Origin of the sequence: Limnospira sp., from assembly GCF_051859755.1 — a bacterium.
Taxonomy (GTDB): Bacteria; Cyanobacteriota; Cyanobacteriia; order Cyanobacteriales; family Microcoleaceae; genus Limnospira; species Limnospira fusiformis.
Window position 1 is genome coordinate 1 of sequence record NZ_JBIMLI010000129.1, and the last position, 15190, is coordinate 15190.

Annotated in this window: 14 protein-coding genes, 1 tRNA gene and 1 pseudogene; 15 read left to right on the forward strand and 1 reads right to left on the reverse strand. The window is 45.1% G+C overall.

All coding sequences use genetic code 11. The features are described 5' to 3' along the window. Positions 1-103: 103 nt before the first annotated feature. The 7 genes from secG to ACTIE0_RS18725 all read left to right on the forward strand — a co-directional run bounded on the left by secG (position 104) and on the right by ACTIE0_RS18725 (position 4440). Positions 104-334 carry a preprotein translocase subunit SecG gene (gene secG / locus ACTIE0_RS18695; RefSeq protein ID WP_006618748.1) on the forward strand — a complete coding sequence of 77 codons (231 nt, stop codon included), beginning with the start codon at positions 104-106 and terminating at the stop codon, positions 332-334. Further along, positions 322-1041, forward strand: a complete 720-nt coding sequence (locus ACTIE0_RS18700; RefSeq protein ID WP_006621506.1) for a hypothetical protein — start codon at positions 322-324, stop codon at positions 1039-1041. The genes secG and ACTIE0_RS18700 overlap by 13 nt, the downstream gene beginning before the upstream one ends. Before the next feature lie 99 nt (positions 1042-1140). Next, a tRNA-Ser gene (locus ACTIE0_RS18705) sits at positions 1141-1227 on the forward strand. Positions 1228-1426: 199 nt separating this feature from the next. Beyond that, the gene (rbp, locus tag ACTIE0_RS18710) at positions 1427-1714 is read left to right on the forward strand and encodes an RNA-binding regulator (protein WP_006670612.1); all 288 of its coding nucleotides are present in this window, start codon (positions 1427-1429) and stop codon (positions 1712-1714) included. 415 nt (positions 1715-2129) lie between these two features. Then, entirely contained in the window at positions 2130-2303 is a 174-nt protein-coding gene (locus tag ACTIE0_RS18715; RefSeq protein ID WP_006621508.1) for a hypothetical protein, read from the forward strand. A 190-nt stretch (positions 2304-2493) separates the two neighbouring features. After that, positions 2494-2820 carry a DUF4926 domain-containing protein gene (locus tag ACTIE0_RS18720; protein ID WP_006621509.1) on the forward strand — a complete coding sequence of 109 codons (327 nt, stop codon included), beginning with the start codon at positions 2494-2496 and terminating at the stop codon, positions 2818-2820. Positions 2821-2850: 30 nt separating this feature from the next. Next, complete coding sequence (locus tag ACTIE0_RS18725; RefSeq protein ID WP_006621510.1) at positions 2851-4440, forward strand: bifunctional metallophosphatase/5'-nucleotidase; 1590 nt, start codon at positions 2851-2853, stop codon at positions 4438-4440. A gap of 5 nt (positions 4441-4445) precedes the next feature. Here the strand turns inward: ACTIE0_RS18725 and ACTIE0_RS18730 are convergent, their stop codons facing one another. After that, on the reverse strand, positions 4446-5561 hold the full coding sequence (locus ACTIE0_RS18730) for a TRAP transporter substrate-binding protein (protein ID WP_006670613.1): 1116 nt from the start codon (positions 5559-5561) through the stop codon (positions 4446-4448). A 288-nt stretch (positions 5562-5849) separates the two neighbouring features. Between ACTIE0_RS18730 and ACTIE0_RS18735 the strand changes: the two genes are divergently transcribed. From ACTIE0_RS18735 to ACTIE0_RS18770, 8 genes and pseudogenes are all read left to right on the forward strand, one after another. After that, complete coding sequence (locus tag ACTIE0_RS18735; protein WP_006621512.1) at positions 5850-7136, forward strand: Glu/Leu/Phe/Val family dehydrogenase; 1287 nt, start codon at positions 5850-5852, stop codon at positions 7134-7136. A gap of 577 nt (positions 7137-7713) precedes the next feature. Further along, positions 7714-8082 carry a 2Fe-2S iron-sulfur cluster-binding protein gene (locus tag ACTIE0_RS18740; protein ID WP_006670614.1) on the forward strand — a complete coding sequence of 123 codons (369 nt, stop codon included), beginning with the start codon at positions 7714-7716 and terminating at the stop codon, positions 8080-8082. A gap of 4 nt (positions 8083-8086) precedes the next feature. Further along, positions 8087-8617 carry a thermonuclease family protein gene (locus tag ACTIE0_RS18745; protein WP_006670615.1) on the forward strand — a complete coding sequence of 177 codons (531 nt, stop codon included), beginning with the start codon at positions 8087-8089 and terminating at the stop codon, positions 8615-8617. A gap of 652 nt (positions 8618-9269) precedes the next feature. Further along, entirely contained in the window at positions 9270-10082 is an 813-nt protein-coding gene (locus tag ACTIE0_RS18750) for an inositol monophosphatase family protein (RefSeq protein ID WP_006621515.1), read from the forward strand. Between the two features lie 296 nt (positions 10083-10378). Next, a complete protein-coding gene (locus ACTIE0_RS18755) occupies positions 10379-11287 on the forward strand; it encodes a J domain-containing protein (protein ID WP_006670616.1) in 909 nt (302 codons plus the stop codon). Positions 11288-11379: 92 nt separating this feature from the next. Continuing rightward, positions 11380-12615, forward strand: a complete 1236-nt coding sequence (locus ACTIE0_RS18760) for an ATP phosphoribosyltransferase regulatory subunit (RefSeq protein ID WP_006621517.1) — start codon at positions 11380-11382, stop codon at positions 12613-12615. A 180-nt stretch (positions 12616-12795) separates the two neighbouring features. Then, positions 12796-14790 (forward strand): hypothetical protein, encoded by a 1995-nt coding sequence (locus tag ACTIE0_RS18765; RefSeq protein WP_006670617.1) that lies wholly within the window; start codon positions 12796-12798, stop codon positions 14788-14790. 338 nt (positions 14791-15128) lie between these two features. After that, positions 15129-15190 (forward strand): annotated as a pseudogene (locus ACTIE0_RS18770) (IS607 family transposase); the annotation flags it as partial.

The following is a 15190-nucleotide window of genomic DNA, read 5'->3' on the forward strand; positions in this document are numbered from 1 at the left end:
AGCCGTATGAGGTGAAAGTCTCATGTACGGTTCTGAATGGGAGGGGGTGAAGGCGACTTCACTCTCGACCCCTAATCGAAACGCACGGAATTGATGACGAACTATGGCTCTTACTGATATATTACAGGCAATCTGGTCACTCTCGGCCCTAGGGTTGGTGATTTTGGTACTCCTGCACAGTCCCAAGGGTGATGGTATTGGGGGAATTGGTGGACAGGCGCAACTGTTTACTAGCGCGAAAACAGCGGAAGTTACCCTAAATCGCATTACCTGGATACTAGCAATTGTGTTTATGGGGTTAACCACGATTTTAAGCGCTGGTTGGCTTGGATAGGGATTTTGGGGTTGGTGAGGGTTCGGCTAATAGGATTGAGTCTATTTACGATTTTCCTGATCGTAGTTTACGGTTGGCGATCGCCTGCTGTTGATCTGTCAATCCCGTTTGATTCCCATCCCCTCCCCCCATCTCTGGAACAATGGCAAGATCCTACGGACAGTGGTGATTATTTCGACCAGATAGCGCCACCTACATTTGGTCATCTGGTCTGGTCTAGTTTTCCGGTTCGTGTCTATATTGAATCCCCAGAAGATCCAGGGGCTGAAAATTGGCGGGATCTGGTCTTAGATGCAGTGATGGACTGGAACCCCTATTTACCGATAGAAATTATTGAGGATAGCGATCGCGCCCAGGTCCAGATTTTTCGCCGTCGCCCTCCCCTACAACCAGGAAGGCTGCGGGCTAGTTCTGCGGAAGCCAGATATCAGCTTTTTAAACGGATTACTGGGAATGACTCTTATATTTTAGTCCATCGCTTTACTATTTGGCTGAGTCCTACCCAAAGCGGCAAGTATATTACCGCCGCCACTCGCCACGAATTTGGACACGCCCTGGGGATTTGGGGCCATAGTCCCACGGCAACTGATGTGATGTATTACTCCCAGGTTCGGGAACCTCCCCCGATCTCGCCCCGTGATGTGAATACGCTGCGACGTATTTATGAACAACCCACTCAACTGGGTTGGGCTCAAATGAAGGTCTAGCGTGTATCTCAACAAATTTGGCAAAGGGTATTGTCAAATCATATAGGCTTCTGCTAAGATACATATCTTGTGAGTAAAACTAAAAAATGCGACGGTTTTGGAGAGGTGGCCGAGTGGTTGAAGGCGCAGCACTGGAAATGCTGTTTAGGGGTGACTCTAACGAGGGTTCGAATCCCTCCCTCTCCGTTCGCTAACTCATGCGATCGGGATAAATCAAGGTGAGTTCCTTAGCTGAACCCTGGTGGTGCTAAGATATGATCTAAGAACAGTTGATTCGGTGGTAAAGTTTGTTGTTGATCTTAGCTGGTTATTTCCGTAAGGTATTAGCAGACGTTCCTCCCGGGTCTGTCGTCCCCTCGTTTATCAATGATTTTGGAGGAAACAAATGTCAATCTATGTAGGGAACTTATCCTATGATGTCACTGACGAAGATCTAAAAGAAGTCTTCGCAGAATATGGCACGGTGAAACGGGTTCATCTTCCCACCGATCGCGAAACTGGAAAGTTTCGTGGTTTTGCGTTTGTGGAAATGAATACCGAAGAAGAAGAAATTCATGCGATCGAAGAACTTGATGGTGCTGAGTGGATGGGACGAGAAATCCGAGTTAACCTAGCTCGTCCTCGGGAAGATAAGAAACCGTCTGATAGAGGGGGCCGCAAACCACGATATTAGAAAGTCCTTTGACCCGAAAAGCGATCGCCTGTCCGTGACGGCAGCGATGGGGATGTAGGCGGTTCGCAGTCCTAAACACGGCGAACTAGCGTAGCCAAATTAAGTACGGAGAACCATCTACCCAAGGAAGTATTCTAGTCTCGGAGCCATCCCGGCACAGTAAGTCACTACTGCCATGCTCGCCGCCTGCCTAAACAACTGACAAGTAATGGGAAGATGCAGAGCGTAGCTATATGGCTAGGCGATCGACTCGGAAACCAAAAAAACCAAAGTAAGCCCAATAGCTGCCAAGGCTGGAGGGCTTAGAGGGATACTTGAATGTCCCGCTGTCCCCCGTTTGAGGGTAGGCAGGAATCCCCATACTTTTAGTATTGGGGAAGTTCAAGCACAACTATGTCTTTATGAGGTAATCGTGATGGCCAAGCGTCGTAATTTAAAAAAAGAAAAGGCTGAACGCAACCTGGCCAATGCACGCCAGTATCGTAAGAGATTCAACCCCCACTCAGCTCGTAATAAGCGCTTCAACCGCAACGATCGCCCGTCTGAGGGTGAGCAAACATCTTCAGAACAAGATTCTAAGGCTGAGTAGGTGATTAGGTTGGTGATAACAACAGTTATACAAATAACTTTGATTGTTGATCACGCTTCCCAAATGTATTGGAAAGCCCAGTTTAAACCTGATTGTTTGGACAAGGTTCCAGACTAACTTAAACCCTTCCCTAGTCCTTGGGGAAGGGTTGTTTTATGGCTGATGATTCCTAAAATTGAGGCAAAAATCAATGAAAGCTAAACTCTATGATAGAATTGAAACGGTAATAGAAATAAAAGCCCATTTTGGTCGCCAAATTATCCCCAAGGGAACTGTCGGAACAGTTGTAGAATGTTATGAAAATCCCCAAGAAAGTTATTCGGTAGACTTAACTATGGGGGGTGAGTATGAAAACCTGATTCTTAACCCGGAACAATTTATGGTGATGGGAGAAACCTCTGATGAAAGTAATTTAGGCACTCTCTTTGGCGGGACTAAATACGAAGTACCCCAAGCGGTTTTAGATGCTTCTGTAGCGCCCCAATCTCAGCCAGATTCGCCAGAATTAAAGGTATAATAAAACTGCACTGATAATCTAGTCATAATCATGAAGTGGGCTGTACGCTTGTATGGGATTTTATTTGTGGGAGCAATTTTTGTAGGAATTGCCTTTCATGATGCTTTGGTAAACTCACAGGATTTTAGCCTAAGATTATTACATACAAACGACCATCATGCTCGCCTAGAATCGGTGGAAGTTGGGGATAACTTGTTAGGTGGTATTGCGCGACGAAAAACCCTAATTGATACACTCCTGGCTGAGAATGAAACGACAACCCTATTGCTAGATGCGGGGGATATTTTCCAGGGAACGCTGTATTTTAATAAGTATTTAGGTCAAGCAGATGTTCCCTTTTATAATCAAATGAATTATGCGGCTGTGGCGATCGGAAATCATGAATTTGACCGAGGACAGGAAACCTTGGCGGAGTTTATTAGAAGTTCGGCGTTTCCGATGATTTCCTCTAATCTGGAAATTGATGTCAACTCACCGTTGTCTGATTTAATCAAATCTTGGATTATTGTTCATGTCAATCGTGAACAAATAGGTATTTTGGGGTTAACGACACCAGACACGGAGGTTTTGTCTAGTCCTGGGGAAGGTATTAAGTTTCTTGATCCGATCGCCGCTGCCAAAAAAACAGTTAAAATTCTCAGAGGTCGTGGTGTAAATAAAATCATCGCCCTGACTCATTTAGGCATTTCTGAGGATATTAAATTAGCCCAACAAGTGGATGGAATTGATCTAATTGTGGGGGGACATTCCCACACTCCCCTAGGAAATATACCAGGTGCGACTCAACCTTATCCTTTGGTAGAAACTTCCCCTAATGGGGATAATGTGTTAGTGGTGACTGATTGGGAATGGGGGAAATATTTGGGGGATTTACAAGTTGTTTTTGATGGTAGAGGTCATCTAATATATTGGTCTGGTTCTCCTCATGCTGTGGATGAAAGTATTATTCCTGACCCGGATTTTGAAGCGCAATTGCAAGTTTTCCAAGCCCCCCTGGAAGAATTACGAAATAAAGTTATTGGTCAAACTGATACTGTACTAGATGGCGATCGCCGAAATATTCGCTCTATTGAGACCAACTTAGGAAATCTAATTGCTGATGCAATTCTGGCAAAAATGCAGCCAGACGGTGCCGAAATAGCGATTGTTAATGGGGGAGGAATTCGAGCCAGTATTCCGGCGGGGAATATCACCCTTGGTCAAGTTATGGAAGTTCTCCCCTTCGGAAATACGATCGCTCGTTGTGACTTCACCGGAAATCAGATAAAAAAACTGTTAGAACATGGTGTTAGTGGAGTAGAAAAGGGAGAGGGAAGTTTTCCGCAAGTGTCTGGAATTCAATTGATGTGGAATCCAGAAGCGCCCATAGGTTCGCGGATTATGTCAGTTAATGTCATCAGTCCTGATGGTAGCATGAAACCCCTAGAAGATGATGTTAGTTATCGGGTAGTTACCAACACTTTTTTAATGACAGGCGGCGATGGTTACGAAATTTTCAAACAGTCTAATAATCAGGTAGATACTGGTTTTTTACTGTCAGATGTTGTGGCTGATTATATAAGCGATCGCCCCCTGATTAATCCCCCAGTAGGCGATCGTATCATCAAAGCACCTCTTTAACCTTGCTACAACCCTTCTAAAATAGGTGTTGACACAAAATTACTGAAAGCAAACTCACCCACAGCGTGCCACTGTCGGATGCTATCTCGAAACTGTTTCCAGGGTTCATAAATATCTCGGAAAGAGGAATTACGAATAGCCATATCCTCCAGTAAATCCGTAGTTGCAGCCAAAGAAGCCTGTAAAATTTCTGGGCTAAAAGCCTTTAACTGAGTCCCCCCATCAATCAACCTTTTCAACGCTTGAGGGTTCTGCACATCATACTTAGCTAAAGTTTGAATATTAGCCGCCGACGCTGCTGTTTTCAGAATTTCCTGATACTCAGTCGGCAACCTATTCCAAGCCGTCAAATTAATCTGCAAATCAAAACTAGATCCCGGTTCCCACCAACCCGGATAATAGTATAACCTCGCCGCATTATTTAAGCCTAACTTTTCATCATCATAGGGACCAACAAACTCCGCCGCATCAATAGCCCCCCTTTCCAAAGCCAGGAAAATTTCTCCTCCCGGTAAAACCTGAACATTCACCCCCAAGCGGGAGAGAACCTCGCCACCCAAGCCAGGAATCCGCATTTTTAACCCATTCAAATCGGCGATATTATTTACTTCTCTTTTAAACCATCCCCCCATCTGAGCCCCAGAATTTCCGGCCGGAAAAGCAATAGTATTAAAATCGGCATATAGCTTATTCATCGCCTCAATACCGCCGCCATGATATAGCCAAGCCATCTGTTGCTGCGTATTAAGTCCGAAGGGAACACAAGTGCCAAAAGTCAAAGCCGGGTTTTTACCAATGTAGTAATAACTCGCCGTGTGACCACATTCGACAGTTCCCTGTTGAATAGCATCCAACACCTGTAACCCCGGCACAATTTCCCCCGCCGCAAAAGTTTGGATAGTAAATCGTCCGTCTGTTAGTTTACTGACCAATTCCGCGATTAGTTCAGCAGCGCCATATAGCGTATCTAGGGAAGTTGGCCAACTTGTAGCCATTTTCCAGCGTACCCGTGGTAAAGAGTCACTTTGAACAGCCGGACCTGTATTTTGGGGACTACAGGCAGCCAAGGCGGCGGTGGCCACTCCAGTGGCAGCATAACCAAGGATATTTCGACGTTTCATAATTTTTGCTTACTTTCGGTGAGAGAAATTAGGCCAGTGGGCTTGAGTATTTCATCTAATTTTAAACCCAACGGGTTCACTGAGTCAGTTTTGGCTGATTTACCATATCACCCAATTTAAAACTGTAACAATTTTTACATAATTCTGTATTTATAGATTTTTTTAAGTTATGGTACAGATATGAGGGAATCTAGCTGGGGATCAAGAAGTTGGTCAGAACAGATCGCTGTACTGTCTAGCTTCTGGCTTCAGCCTGAACAATTAATTAATAAAGAGGTTTAATAAATTATGGTTGTATCATCCCAGGTAGCGACTACATCCCCAACTCCGGCTTATATTTGTCCATTCGATCGCACCTGTAGCTATTTAAACCAAGCGGCTGCGGAACTAGGTATGGACCCAAATATCTTGGTGATTTTAGAACATCCCCGGAAAGTCGTCACCGTTTCCATTCCGGTTAAATTAGACAATGGAAAAGTACAAATCCTCGCCGGACACCGGGTGCAGCACTGTGATGTCCTCGGTCCCTATAAAGGCGGAACCCGATATCATCCCACTGTTAATCTGGGAGAATTGTCAGCCTTAGCCATGTTGATGACCTGGAAATGTGCCCTATTAGGGATTCCCTACGGTGGCGCTAAAGGTGGGATTGCTATTGACCCCGCGCAATATAGCGTAGGGGAACTGGAACGCCTCACCCGTCGCTACACTAGCGAATTGATTAAAGATATTGGTCCGGCGATCGATATCCCCGCACCAGATATCGGCACATCCTCACGAGAAATGGCTTGGATGATGGATACCTATTCTATGAATATGGGTCATGCTGTCCTAGGTGTCGTCACCGGAAAACCCCTATCTATTGGCGGTTCAAAAGGTCGAGATATGGCGACCGGACGCGGGGTGATGATTACTGTCAGAGAAGCCTTATTAGAGAAAGGACAAACCCTAGAAGGTGTGACAATTGCTATTCAGGGATTTGGAAAAGTCGGCGGCGCAGCGGCACAACTCCTTCACGAAGCCGGGGCTAAAATTATTGCTGTTTCTGATGCCTTTGGCGGCGTTTTTGATGCTAATGGCTTGGATATTCCGGCTTTGCAATCTCATGTGAATAACCAGAAAACTGTTGTCGGTTTTCCTGGTAGCGATAGCATTAGTAATGCTGAATTACTCACCCTTCCCTGTGATGTCTTGATTCCTGCTGCTTTAGAAGACCAAATTACTGAAGATAATGCCGATCGCATTCAGGCGAAATTAGTGGCAGAGGCTGCTAATGCTCCCATTACCCTCATCGCCGACCAAATACTCGAAACGCGGGGGATTACTGTCTTGCCAGATATCCTCGCTAATGCGGGTGGTGTCGTGGTTAGCTATCTGGAATGGGTGCAAGGTCAATCTTTCCTTTTCTGGGATGAAAAACGGGTGAATCGGGAAATGGAAAAACTACTCCGTAATGCCTACCACCGCGTTAGCCAACATTCCCAACAACGGTCTGTCTCTTTGCGGCTTGCTGCCTATACTCTCGGTGTCGGTCGGGTCTCACAAGCCATGAAAGATAGGGGACTCTATCCATAAGATAATTAACAATTAATAATTAACAATTAATAATTGTTAATGTTGTCGGGGCGGGTTCCACGGTTAGTTATAGTCATCACCGATCATCTTAATAAACCCGCCCTATCTATCCCCAACAATGGATAATGTTGTCGGGGCGGGTTCCACGGTTAATTAGATTACCCACCGACCACATTAATCACCCCCCCAGAAGATCCGCAAATTAATGGATAATGGATTAATTGTCGGGGCGGGTTCCACGGTTAGTTAGATTGCCCACCGACCACATTAATCAACCTCCCAGAAGATCCGCAAATTAATGGATAATGGATTAATTATTCATTATTAATTATTAATTATTAATTGTCGGGGCGGGTTCCACGGTTAATTAGATTACCCACCGACCATCTTAATAAACCCCCCAGAATACCCGTAAATTAATGGATTAATTATTAATTATTAATTATTAATTATTAATTGTCCGGGCGGGTTCCACGCTTAGTTAGTGAGTGGGCGGTTGTCTGTTGCCTGTTGGTTGTTGGTGGCTAAAATATCCTATGATAGGAGGGGTTGTGAAAAAAATCCAAGAACTGATATTATGTCCGCCTATCATACAATTCGTATTCACGATCGCCAAAGGGATAAGTCCTACTGTGTGCAAGTTCCAGAGGATCGCTATATCCTCCCATGTGCAGAAAATCAGGGTTCAGATTTACCCTATTCCTGTCGCAATGGTGCCTGTACAACTTGCGCGGTGCGGGTGATCTCAGGGGAGTTGTATCAGCCGGAGGCGATGGGATTATCTCCAGAACTCCAAAAAGAAGGATATGCTTTGCTCTGTGTGAGCTATCCCCGTTCAGACCTGGAAGTGGAAACCCAGGACGAGGATGAAGTCTACGAACTCCAGTTTGGTCGCTACTTTGGTAAAGGTAAGGTGCGATCGGGGCTCCCCTTAGATGAAGATTAGTCTAATGCCATTGAGATTGATGCTTACCGGACTGTTACTCCTGTTGTGTTGTATCGTGGGGGTTGGGTGTTCTGAACCGCCGGAAATGCCCACAGGTATGACTGTCAGAGTAGAACGGGTGGTTAGTGGTCAGACTATAGAAATTGTCAGTCCTACCGATAATATTCCCAAGTTACAGCGGGTAAGACTGATTGGCATTAATGCGCCAGACCTAAGACAAGACCCCTGGGGAATGGAAGCTAAACGAAGGCTAGAGCAGCTTTGTCAGGGACAGCAGGTGCTATTAGAATTTGACCAAATGGAAAGCGATCGCTATGATCGCCTATTAGCATATATATGGCGCGATCAAATTCTGATTAATGAGGAATTGGTTAAACAAGGTTACGCCCTCGCCCAAGCTGGAATTTACAACAACAAATACAGCCAACGCCTTGACAATGCCCAACGGTGGGCTAGAATCATGGGGTTAGGTATCTGGAACCCAGAAGAACCCATGAGATTTACCCCCGCTGAGTTTCGTCAACAACAGTCCTGACTGAAAAAGAGCCGACAGTCTGGGGGTAGGCGGAAATTAATCAATTTCAGATTCCCCATTTGACACTCCCCGCTCTGAAGAGACGGGGATTCTTGGCTCACCGAGACCACTTAAACTAGATTCCTGGCGTCGTCTAGCCCAGAGGTGGGACTCTCCCCAAGCGTTACTTTCGGTATGCCCTACCGTAGTTGCATTTCTGCCAATCCTGTTTAGATTGAAGCAAATATACCTCAAAAACTGATTTGTCTAGTTCCTGTGAATCTTTTACCTGCTGCCAGGAGGAAGCTAGAACAATGCAGCCAAACCGCATAGATTCAATGGTCAAGGTTCAGTGTACGCCTTGAGGCAACAAGGTTTTTTAAGTGGTTGGTTACCTGGCACTACTAAAATCAGTGTAGCATTTATCTAGTAAGCGTGTCAAGTAAAACAGCCATGTTGTTCGAGAGTTGATCAGGTCTTGGGCTGACGGGCACTAAAGTACCCGTGTCGCCTTTCATCCTTGCTCTCTTGAGACAAGGTTTTCATGCTCCAGTGCTGTTCGTATAATCAAAACTTGTCCCCAGACACAGGCTTTCCCTACTATGGGAATTATGATTGATTAATCGGGTTATCGTGTTATCTGTGAGCTGAAACTGATGGAATTTTTGCCAAAATGACTCAAGAACCATTACAAACATTTTTGGATGTGGCTACCCTAGCAGCAACTGCGGGGGGTACAGTCTTAAAGTATTACTGGGGTAATTTACAAGATATTCAAGAGAAAGGACGCTCAGGAGATTTAGTCACAGAAGCCGATAAAGCCTCAGAAGCGGCAATTTTGGAGGTTCTCAAGCGCCATGTTCCCGGTCATGGTATCCTTGCGGAAGAGTCTGGTAGTTTAGGGGATACTAGCAGTCGCTATTTGTGGGCGATCGACCCCCTCGATGGTACCACTAACTATGCTCATCAGTATCCAGCATTTGCTACCTCGATCGCTCTTTTGATTGATGGAGTCCCCCAGGTCGGTGCGGTATATAATCCCTTTCATGATGAATTATTCCAGGGTGCGACTGGTCATGGTGCTACCTGTAACGGTACACCGATCAAGGTCTCTCAAACCAATTCACTAGATCAAAGTCTATTGGTGACAGGGTTTGCTTATGACCGTCGCGAAACCCCCGATAATAATTATGCGGAATTTTGTTATCTGACTCACCTCACTCAGGGAGTCAGGCGTGGTGGGTCGGCTTCTGTAGATTTAGCCTATGTCGCCTGCGGACGTTTAGATGGTTATTGGGAGAGAGGACTATCTCCCTGGGACTTGGCGGCGGGGGTGGTCTTAGTCCAAGAAGCTGGGGGAAAGGTGACAGCCTATGATGAGAGTCCTTTTGAAATTCAATCTGGGCGAATTTTAGCTACCAATGGTTTCCTACATTCTAGCCTTAGTAAAGCCCTGTTAGAAACACCCCCCTTATCTTCCTGGTAGCCTCTGACTCCCACAGCAGAATCACCAATCAGTCAGAAAATATGTCAAAATAAGATGGAGCAGCAGTTGGGCTTGAGTGAATTGCGGTCAGACGTACACACAGATACCGCGATCCGGTTATCTCTGTGGGCTTAATTAGCTAATCATCCGTAATTGTGTCAGGCTTAACTGTTATGCTTTCCAGTTGAGGGTTATTGGAATATCCTCGATATGGTTGCATCTAGTTATCATCCCATAAATATCACTGAAAATTAGAACTTAACTTAGCATTTCTCAGATACCAAAAGGCGAATACTATGTCATTTCAAATTAATCAAGGATTATTCCAGCTTGGAATTACGGACAATTATGCTATTTTAGGTGTTAAAATAGATGCTGATTTTAATGCTATTCGCAAACAATATATGAGGATTGCGCGTCGTTTGCATCCAGATACTTCTGCTTTTCAGGAAGCGGAAGAACAAGAAATTGGTAAGGAATTATTGGCGAAATTGGTGAGTCCGGCTTATAACAAGTTTTCTAAGGATGATGAGAAACGAGAATATGAGTTGTTAATCCAAACGATCGCCGCTCGCATTAAACAAGACCCCAACAGTATTCAAATCTCCACAGAATCAGCGAAAAAACTACAGACCATAGGTGATTTTAATCAAGCATATGAAACCAGTTTACAAGAATTGGTCGAAAAACAGTATGAATCGCCGAAACAAGCCCTGGCTAGAATTGGGGAAATTAGCGAACTGAATTTAGTGTATTTAATGCGATCGCGCCCAGGTAATGCAGCCGCTACACCCACGCCGCCACCCCCACCAGCAGAAGCTAAGTCAGAGGAAGCGCCGCCACCCCGACCAGCGAAAACATCTTTTGTGGATAAGGCTTGCGATCGCGCGGTCCAGTTAATGCAAACTAGCAACTATGCTAAAGCTATTCTGGAACTAAAAGACGCGGTAAAACGGGAACCATCACACCCCCGTTGTCATGGTCTATTAGGGTTGATTTATGTGAAACAAAATCAGCCTAAATTAGGTACACCCCATATTAAAAAAGCCCTAAGTATTGATCCCAATCAGCCGGAAGCGATCGAAGCCCAACAACTAATTCAGAAAACCGCTACCACCTCTAGTGTCAAAGGTAAAAGCAAAAAGTCAGGTTCAGGAAGCGGCGGTTTATTAGGGCGACTATTTGGCGGGAGTAAGAAAAAATAAATGCCACCATGGTGAACAAATCGACTCAATTGGAGGTAAGCTGTAATAATCTGTAAGCCGTCCCCTAATTTTGTACTACTTTTTTTAATCCCATGATTCATCAACCGCCACCGGGTGCGCGAGATCTACTTCCTCTCGATGTAGCCCAAAAAATTTGGATTGAACGCCGACTACAGCAAGTATTCCACGGCTGGGGCTATCATCGCATTATCACCTCTACCCTGGAAAGGCTTGATACCCTTATGGCTGGGGGGGCGGTACAACGTTCAACAGTCATACAATTACAAGATACAGAAAATGAAGGTTTGGGACTGCGCCCGGAATTAACCGCTTCTATTGCTAGGGCGGCGGTTTCTCGCATGGCGGGGAATGACCACTGGCCGCAACGTCTGTACTACAATGCTAATATCTTCCGCAAGGGTGGAGAGACGGGACATGGTACCCAGTTAGAATTTTATCAGGCGGGAGTAGAATTACTTGGGGCTGATGGGGTCCGCGCTGACTCGGAAGTTTTACTACTGCTATGGGACTGTTTGCGATCGCTAAACTTACAAAACCCACAGTTTATCCTAGGGGAAGCTGGATTAACGCGATCGCTTTTATCTCCCTTTCCGCCACCCTTACGCGATCAGGTTCGACAAGCGATCGCTAATCTCGATAGAATTACTCTGGAAACCCTTTCCATGTCGCCAGAATTGCGACAACGGGCTTTATTCCTCTTTGACTTGCGCGGTCGTCCTGAAGACGTTTTAGCCAAGGTTTCCCAACTAGACCTAGACCACAGCCAAAGATCTGCCCTCAACAACCTAAAATCCTTAATTGATGGTCTCAATCAATATCAGAAATTGCGACCAGATACTCTATCTCCTATGTCTATCACCCTAGATCTCAGTCTGATTCAGACTTTTGACTACTACACAGGCATTGTCTTTATTGTAGTCAGTGATAGTCATTCGGGTTCACGGGTATTAGGTCGCGGCGGACGTTATGACCAGCTTTTAGGACTTTATCATCCCCAGGGAGAAACTAAACCCAGTATTGGCTTTTCCCTCACCATTGAGGAACTGCATCAGGTATTATTAGACATGGGAGAGCTTCCCTCTGATATTCCCTCCGGTGATTGTTTGGTGGTTCCCAAAACCCCCCAAGCTGAAGCCGCCGCCTTTGCTTATGCACAAGATTTGCGTCAGTCCCCCGATGCACAGGTACAAATGGAATTGAGTATTTCCGATGATTTACTCGCCCTCCGAGAGTCCGCCCGTCGCCGGGGAATTACCCAAATAGCTTGGGTAGATGAACAAGGTAATCCTACCTTAGAAGCCATCTAATTTCAGTTTACATGACACCCACAATTAATAATTAATAATTAATAATTAATAATTAATAATTAATGACCGGGTGGGGCGGGTTTATTCATCTGGTCGTGGGGAATTGAGAGTTGACGGCAGAACCCGCCCCGACAATTGTCAATTATCCATTAACCGTCATATTTTCAGGTATTAGTTGTTATGCTGACACCAAACAGTTATCCTCTGAATCGTCGCCATTTTCTGGGTTCGATCGCTCTAGTAACTTTGGGTTTGTTGACCAAAGATTTAATTAATCCACTGAGTGTTCAAGCGAATAGCCAAGGATTAGGCAACAGCAACATTTCCTTAGAAACTTATCATATTTTTGTTCCTTATACCATCGCTCGAAATGGGGGAAAGCAGATAGTTACTCTGCGATCGGGAGATGACTTGTCCGTGAAAATTCCCGCCAAGATTGAAGATAACCAAGAGATGACTATCAAGGGGGGCGGTTTTGAGGGTAAAGATATTACGCTTGTGTTGCATACTTTGTATGACAAAAGAACTCAAATAGACGATAAAATTTATCAAGAACTTGGCCAAAATGTCAAATTTATTCTCCCCGGCTCAAGCCGCTCAAAATGTAAGTCAGTATATGAGCAAATTGAGGATGGTGAGTACGTTAAGGATCTGAGCGCTTTAAATTTGTTGGATTATGCGATCGCTTCTTCTAAGCTGGACAGCACCATTCAGGCTCGCTATAAACTTGCTAGTACCAATTCCCGTTTAGTGGGACTTCAGCAAGCCATTGACTCTACTTTAAACGAGTCTACACTCAGTCCAGAAGAGCAGAAAATAATTAAAGGAACTTTTGCTTATGTGCGTGCTAATGAACCATGTCCTGACTTTAACGCTCTCACGGCTTTAGACGCAATTGTGGCGGGTTCAGATTTGCCATCAGAAATTCAGGGAACTTACTCTTTAGCAAGTGCCCAATCAAGGGCTTTAACCGTTGATCTGATTTTAGTCAACGAGATTTGGCAAAGTCCCCAACTATCCTCAAAAACAAAAGAAAATTACCTGTCAATTTATCAGGAGGTACGCGACGGCAATACGGTGGAAGATACAAGAACCTTAAAAGCCTTAGACTCCTTTATCGCTCAAGCGAATATTCCAGATAATGCTAAAATGGTTTACCAGGCTGCCCGCCAGCAGGATTTAGAAAACATTGTGAGCCAGAACAATTATGATGTGCTTTCACTGGTTAAACCAGCAAAAAACGCTGCCAAAATAGGATCGGCGATCGTCCCGGTATCTGTAAATGCCTTGAGCGCAAGTGGAGTGTCAGCAGGTACGGGGACTCTGATTAGCACGTTATCTGGAGGGGCTGCTACTAATGCGGCGTTAGCTGCTTTGGGTGGTGGTTCTGTGGCTGCTGGAGGTTTGGGAATGCTTGGCGGGTTAGCCGTAGCTACTGGAGGAGCAGCCCTGATCGGAGCGGCGGGAGTTGTCTCGATCGCATTAGTCTCAAAAATGGATGGTGAAGACAAAAAAAATCTGGGAATTGCGATCGGAACAGGCACAATTGCTGGCGCTACAACTATTTTGGGCGCTTGGACTGCAGCCACTGCTTTGGGAGTGGCCGGAAGTTTATCCGGTGCAGCCGCAACTACTGCGATTATGGCGGCTCTGGGTGGAGTTAGTGTTATGACTGGCGGTGCGGCAGCGGTTGCGTCCGGTACAGCATTTTTAGTTTGGTCATTCCTCAAAAATGGAAAGAAACGGGATCAATCCCAGAAACGGGATCAATCAGTGCTTGAGCAGCTAGAAACTCTATCCTACATCTATACTGAAGAAGAAATCCCCAGTCGTATCGGAGAATTTGTGCAAAATCAGGTACAGTCTCAGTATAAATTTACTAATGGTTTTTCTGCTCCTAATATTCCCTTGGATAGGCTATCAAAGGCTTTAGAAAAATGGCTATATCTCAAGGATAACGAAAAAGTTATTGCCCTGATAGATACCAGTGGCTTTATGTCTACCCAAGGAATTGCCTTTACTGATGACAGAATTCTCTGGAACCATCACTATGTTAAGTACCAAGATTTAGACAAATCCTGGGGAGATTTATTGGAAATGTTACCCCAGGAATCAGATCGGCGTATTTTGACTAAATTTTTGCGAGAAATTAGTAAACAATATGCCTCAGTTTAAGTCTCTATGAATCTCCGTAGTTAACAGCAGGCGATACAGTTAAGATGGTGCGTCAATTATGGGGAGGTGTCTTGACCTCCATATCTGCCAGGTTTGACGCACCCTACAGGTAATTATTTGGGGGTTAAATTAGCCTAAAATAACCGTGAATTATTCCGAGGTGTCTTGACCTGGATATCTTGTCGGTTGGAAGGACCCTAGAAAGACTGTGTTGAAAAATAAGCGATCGCACGTCCCCCCTAGGCGGTAAGCTGTTGGAGAGCATGATTTAATCTCAAATTAGGTTAATATTTTAGGGCAATAGGGTATAATAAGCGAGAAGGGTTGAGGATAAACCTATTGCCAGATATGTCAAACCCAAGGAAGCCGCCCAAATCCTTGGAGTCCATGAAAGAACACT

Coding starts and splice junctions, on each gene's coding strand:
- secG (WP_006618748.1), top strand. CDS start 104: ATGGCTCTTACTGATATATTACAGGCAATCTGGTCACTCTCGGCCCTA.
- rbp (WP_006670612.1), top strand. CDS start 1,427: ATGTCAATCTATGTAGGGAACTTATCCTATGATGTCACTGACGAAGAT.
- ACTIE0_RS18715 (WP_006621508.1), top strand. CDS start 2,130: ATGGCCAAGCGTCGTAATTTAAAAAAAGAAAAGGCTGAACGCAACCTG.
- ACTIE0_RS18720 (WP_006621509.1), top strand. CDS start 2,494: ATGAAAGCTAAACTCTATGATAGAATTGAAACGGTAATAGAAATAAAA.
- ACTIE0_RS18725 (WP_006621510.1), top strand. CDS start 2,851: ATGAAGTGGGCTGTACGCTTGTATGGGATTTTATTTGTGGGAGCAATT.
- ACTIE0_RS18730 (WP_006670613.1), bottom strand. CDS start 5,561: ATGAAACGTCGAAATATCCTTGGTTATGCTGCCACTGGAGTGGCCACC.
- ACTIE0_RS18735 (WP_006621512.1), top strand. CDS start 5,850: ATGGTTGTATCATCCCAGGTAGCGACTACATCCCCAACTCCGGCTTAT.
- ACTIE0_RS18740 (WP_006670614.1), top strand. CDS start 7,714: ATGTCCGCCTATCATACAATTCGTATTCACGATCGCCAAAGGGATAAG.
- ACTIE0_RS18745 (WP_006670615.1), top strand. CDS start 8,087: ATGCCATTGAGATTGATGCTTACCGGACTGTTACTCCTGTTGTGTTGT.
- ACTIE0_RS18750 (WP_006621515.1), top strand. CDS start 9,270: ATGACTCAAGAACCATTACAAACATTTTTGGATGTGGCTACCCTAGCA.
- ACTIE0_RS18755 (WP_006670616.1), top strand. CDS start 10,379: ATGTCATTTCAAATTAATCAAGGATTATTCCAGCTTGGAATTACGGAC.
- ACTIE0_RS18760 (WP_006621517.1), top strand. CDS start 11,380: ATGATTCATCAACCGCCACCGGGTGCGCGAGATCTACTTCCTCTCGAT.
- ACTIE0_RS18765 (WP_006670617.1), top strand. CDS start 12,796: ATGCTGACACCAAACAGTTATCCTCTGAATCGTCGCCATTTTCTGGGT.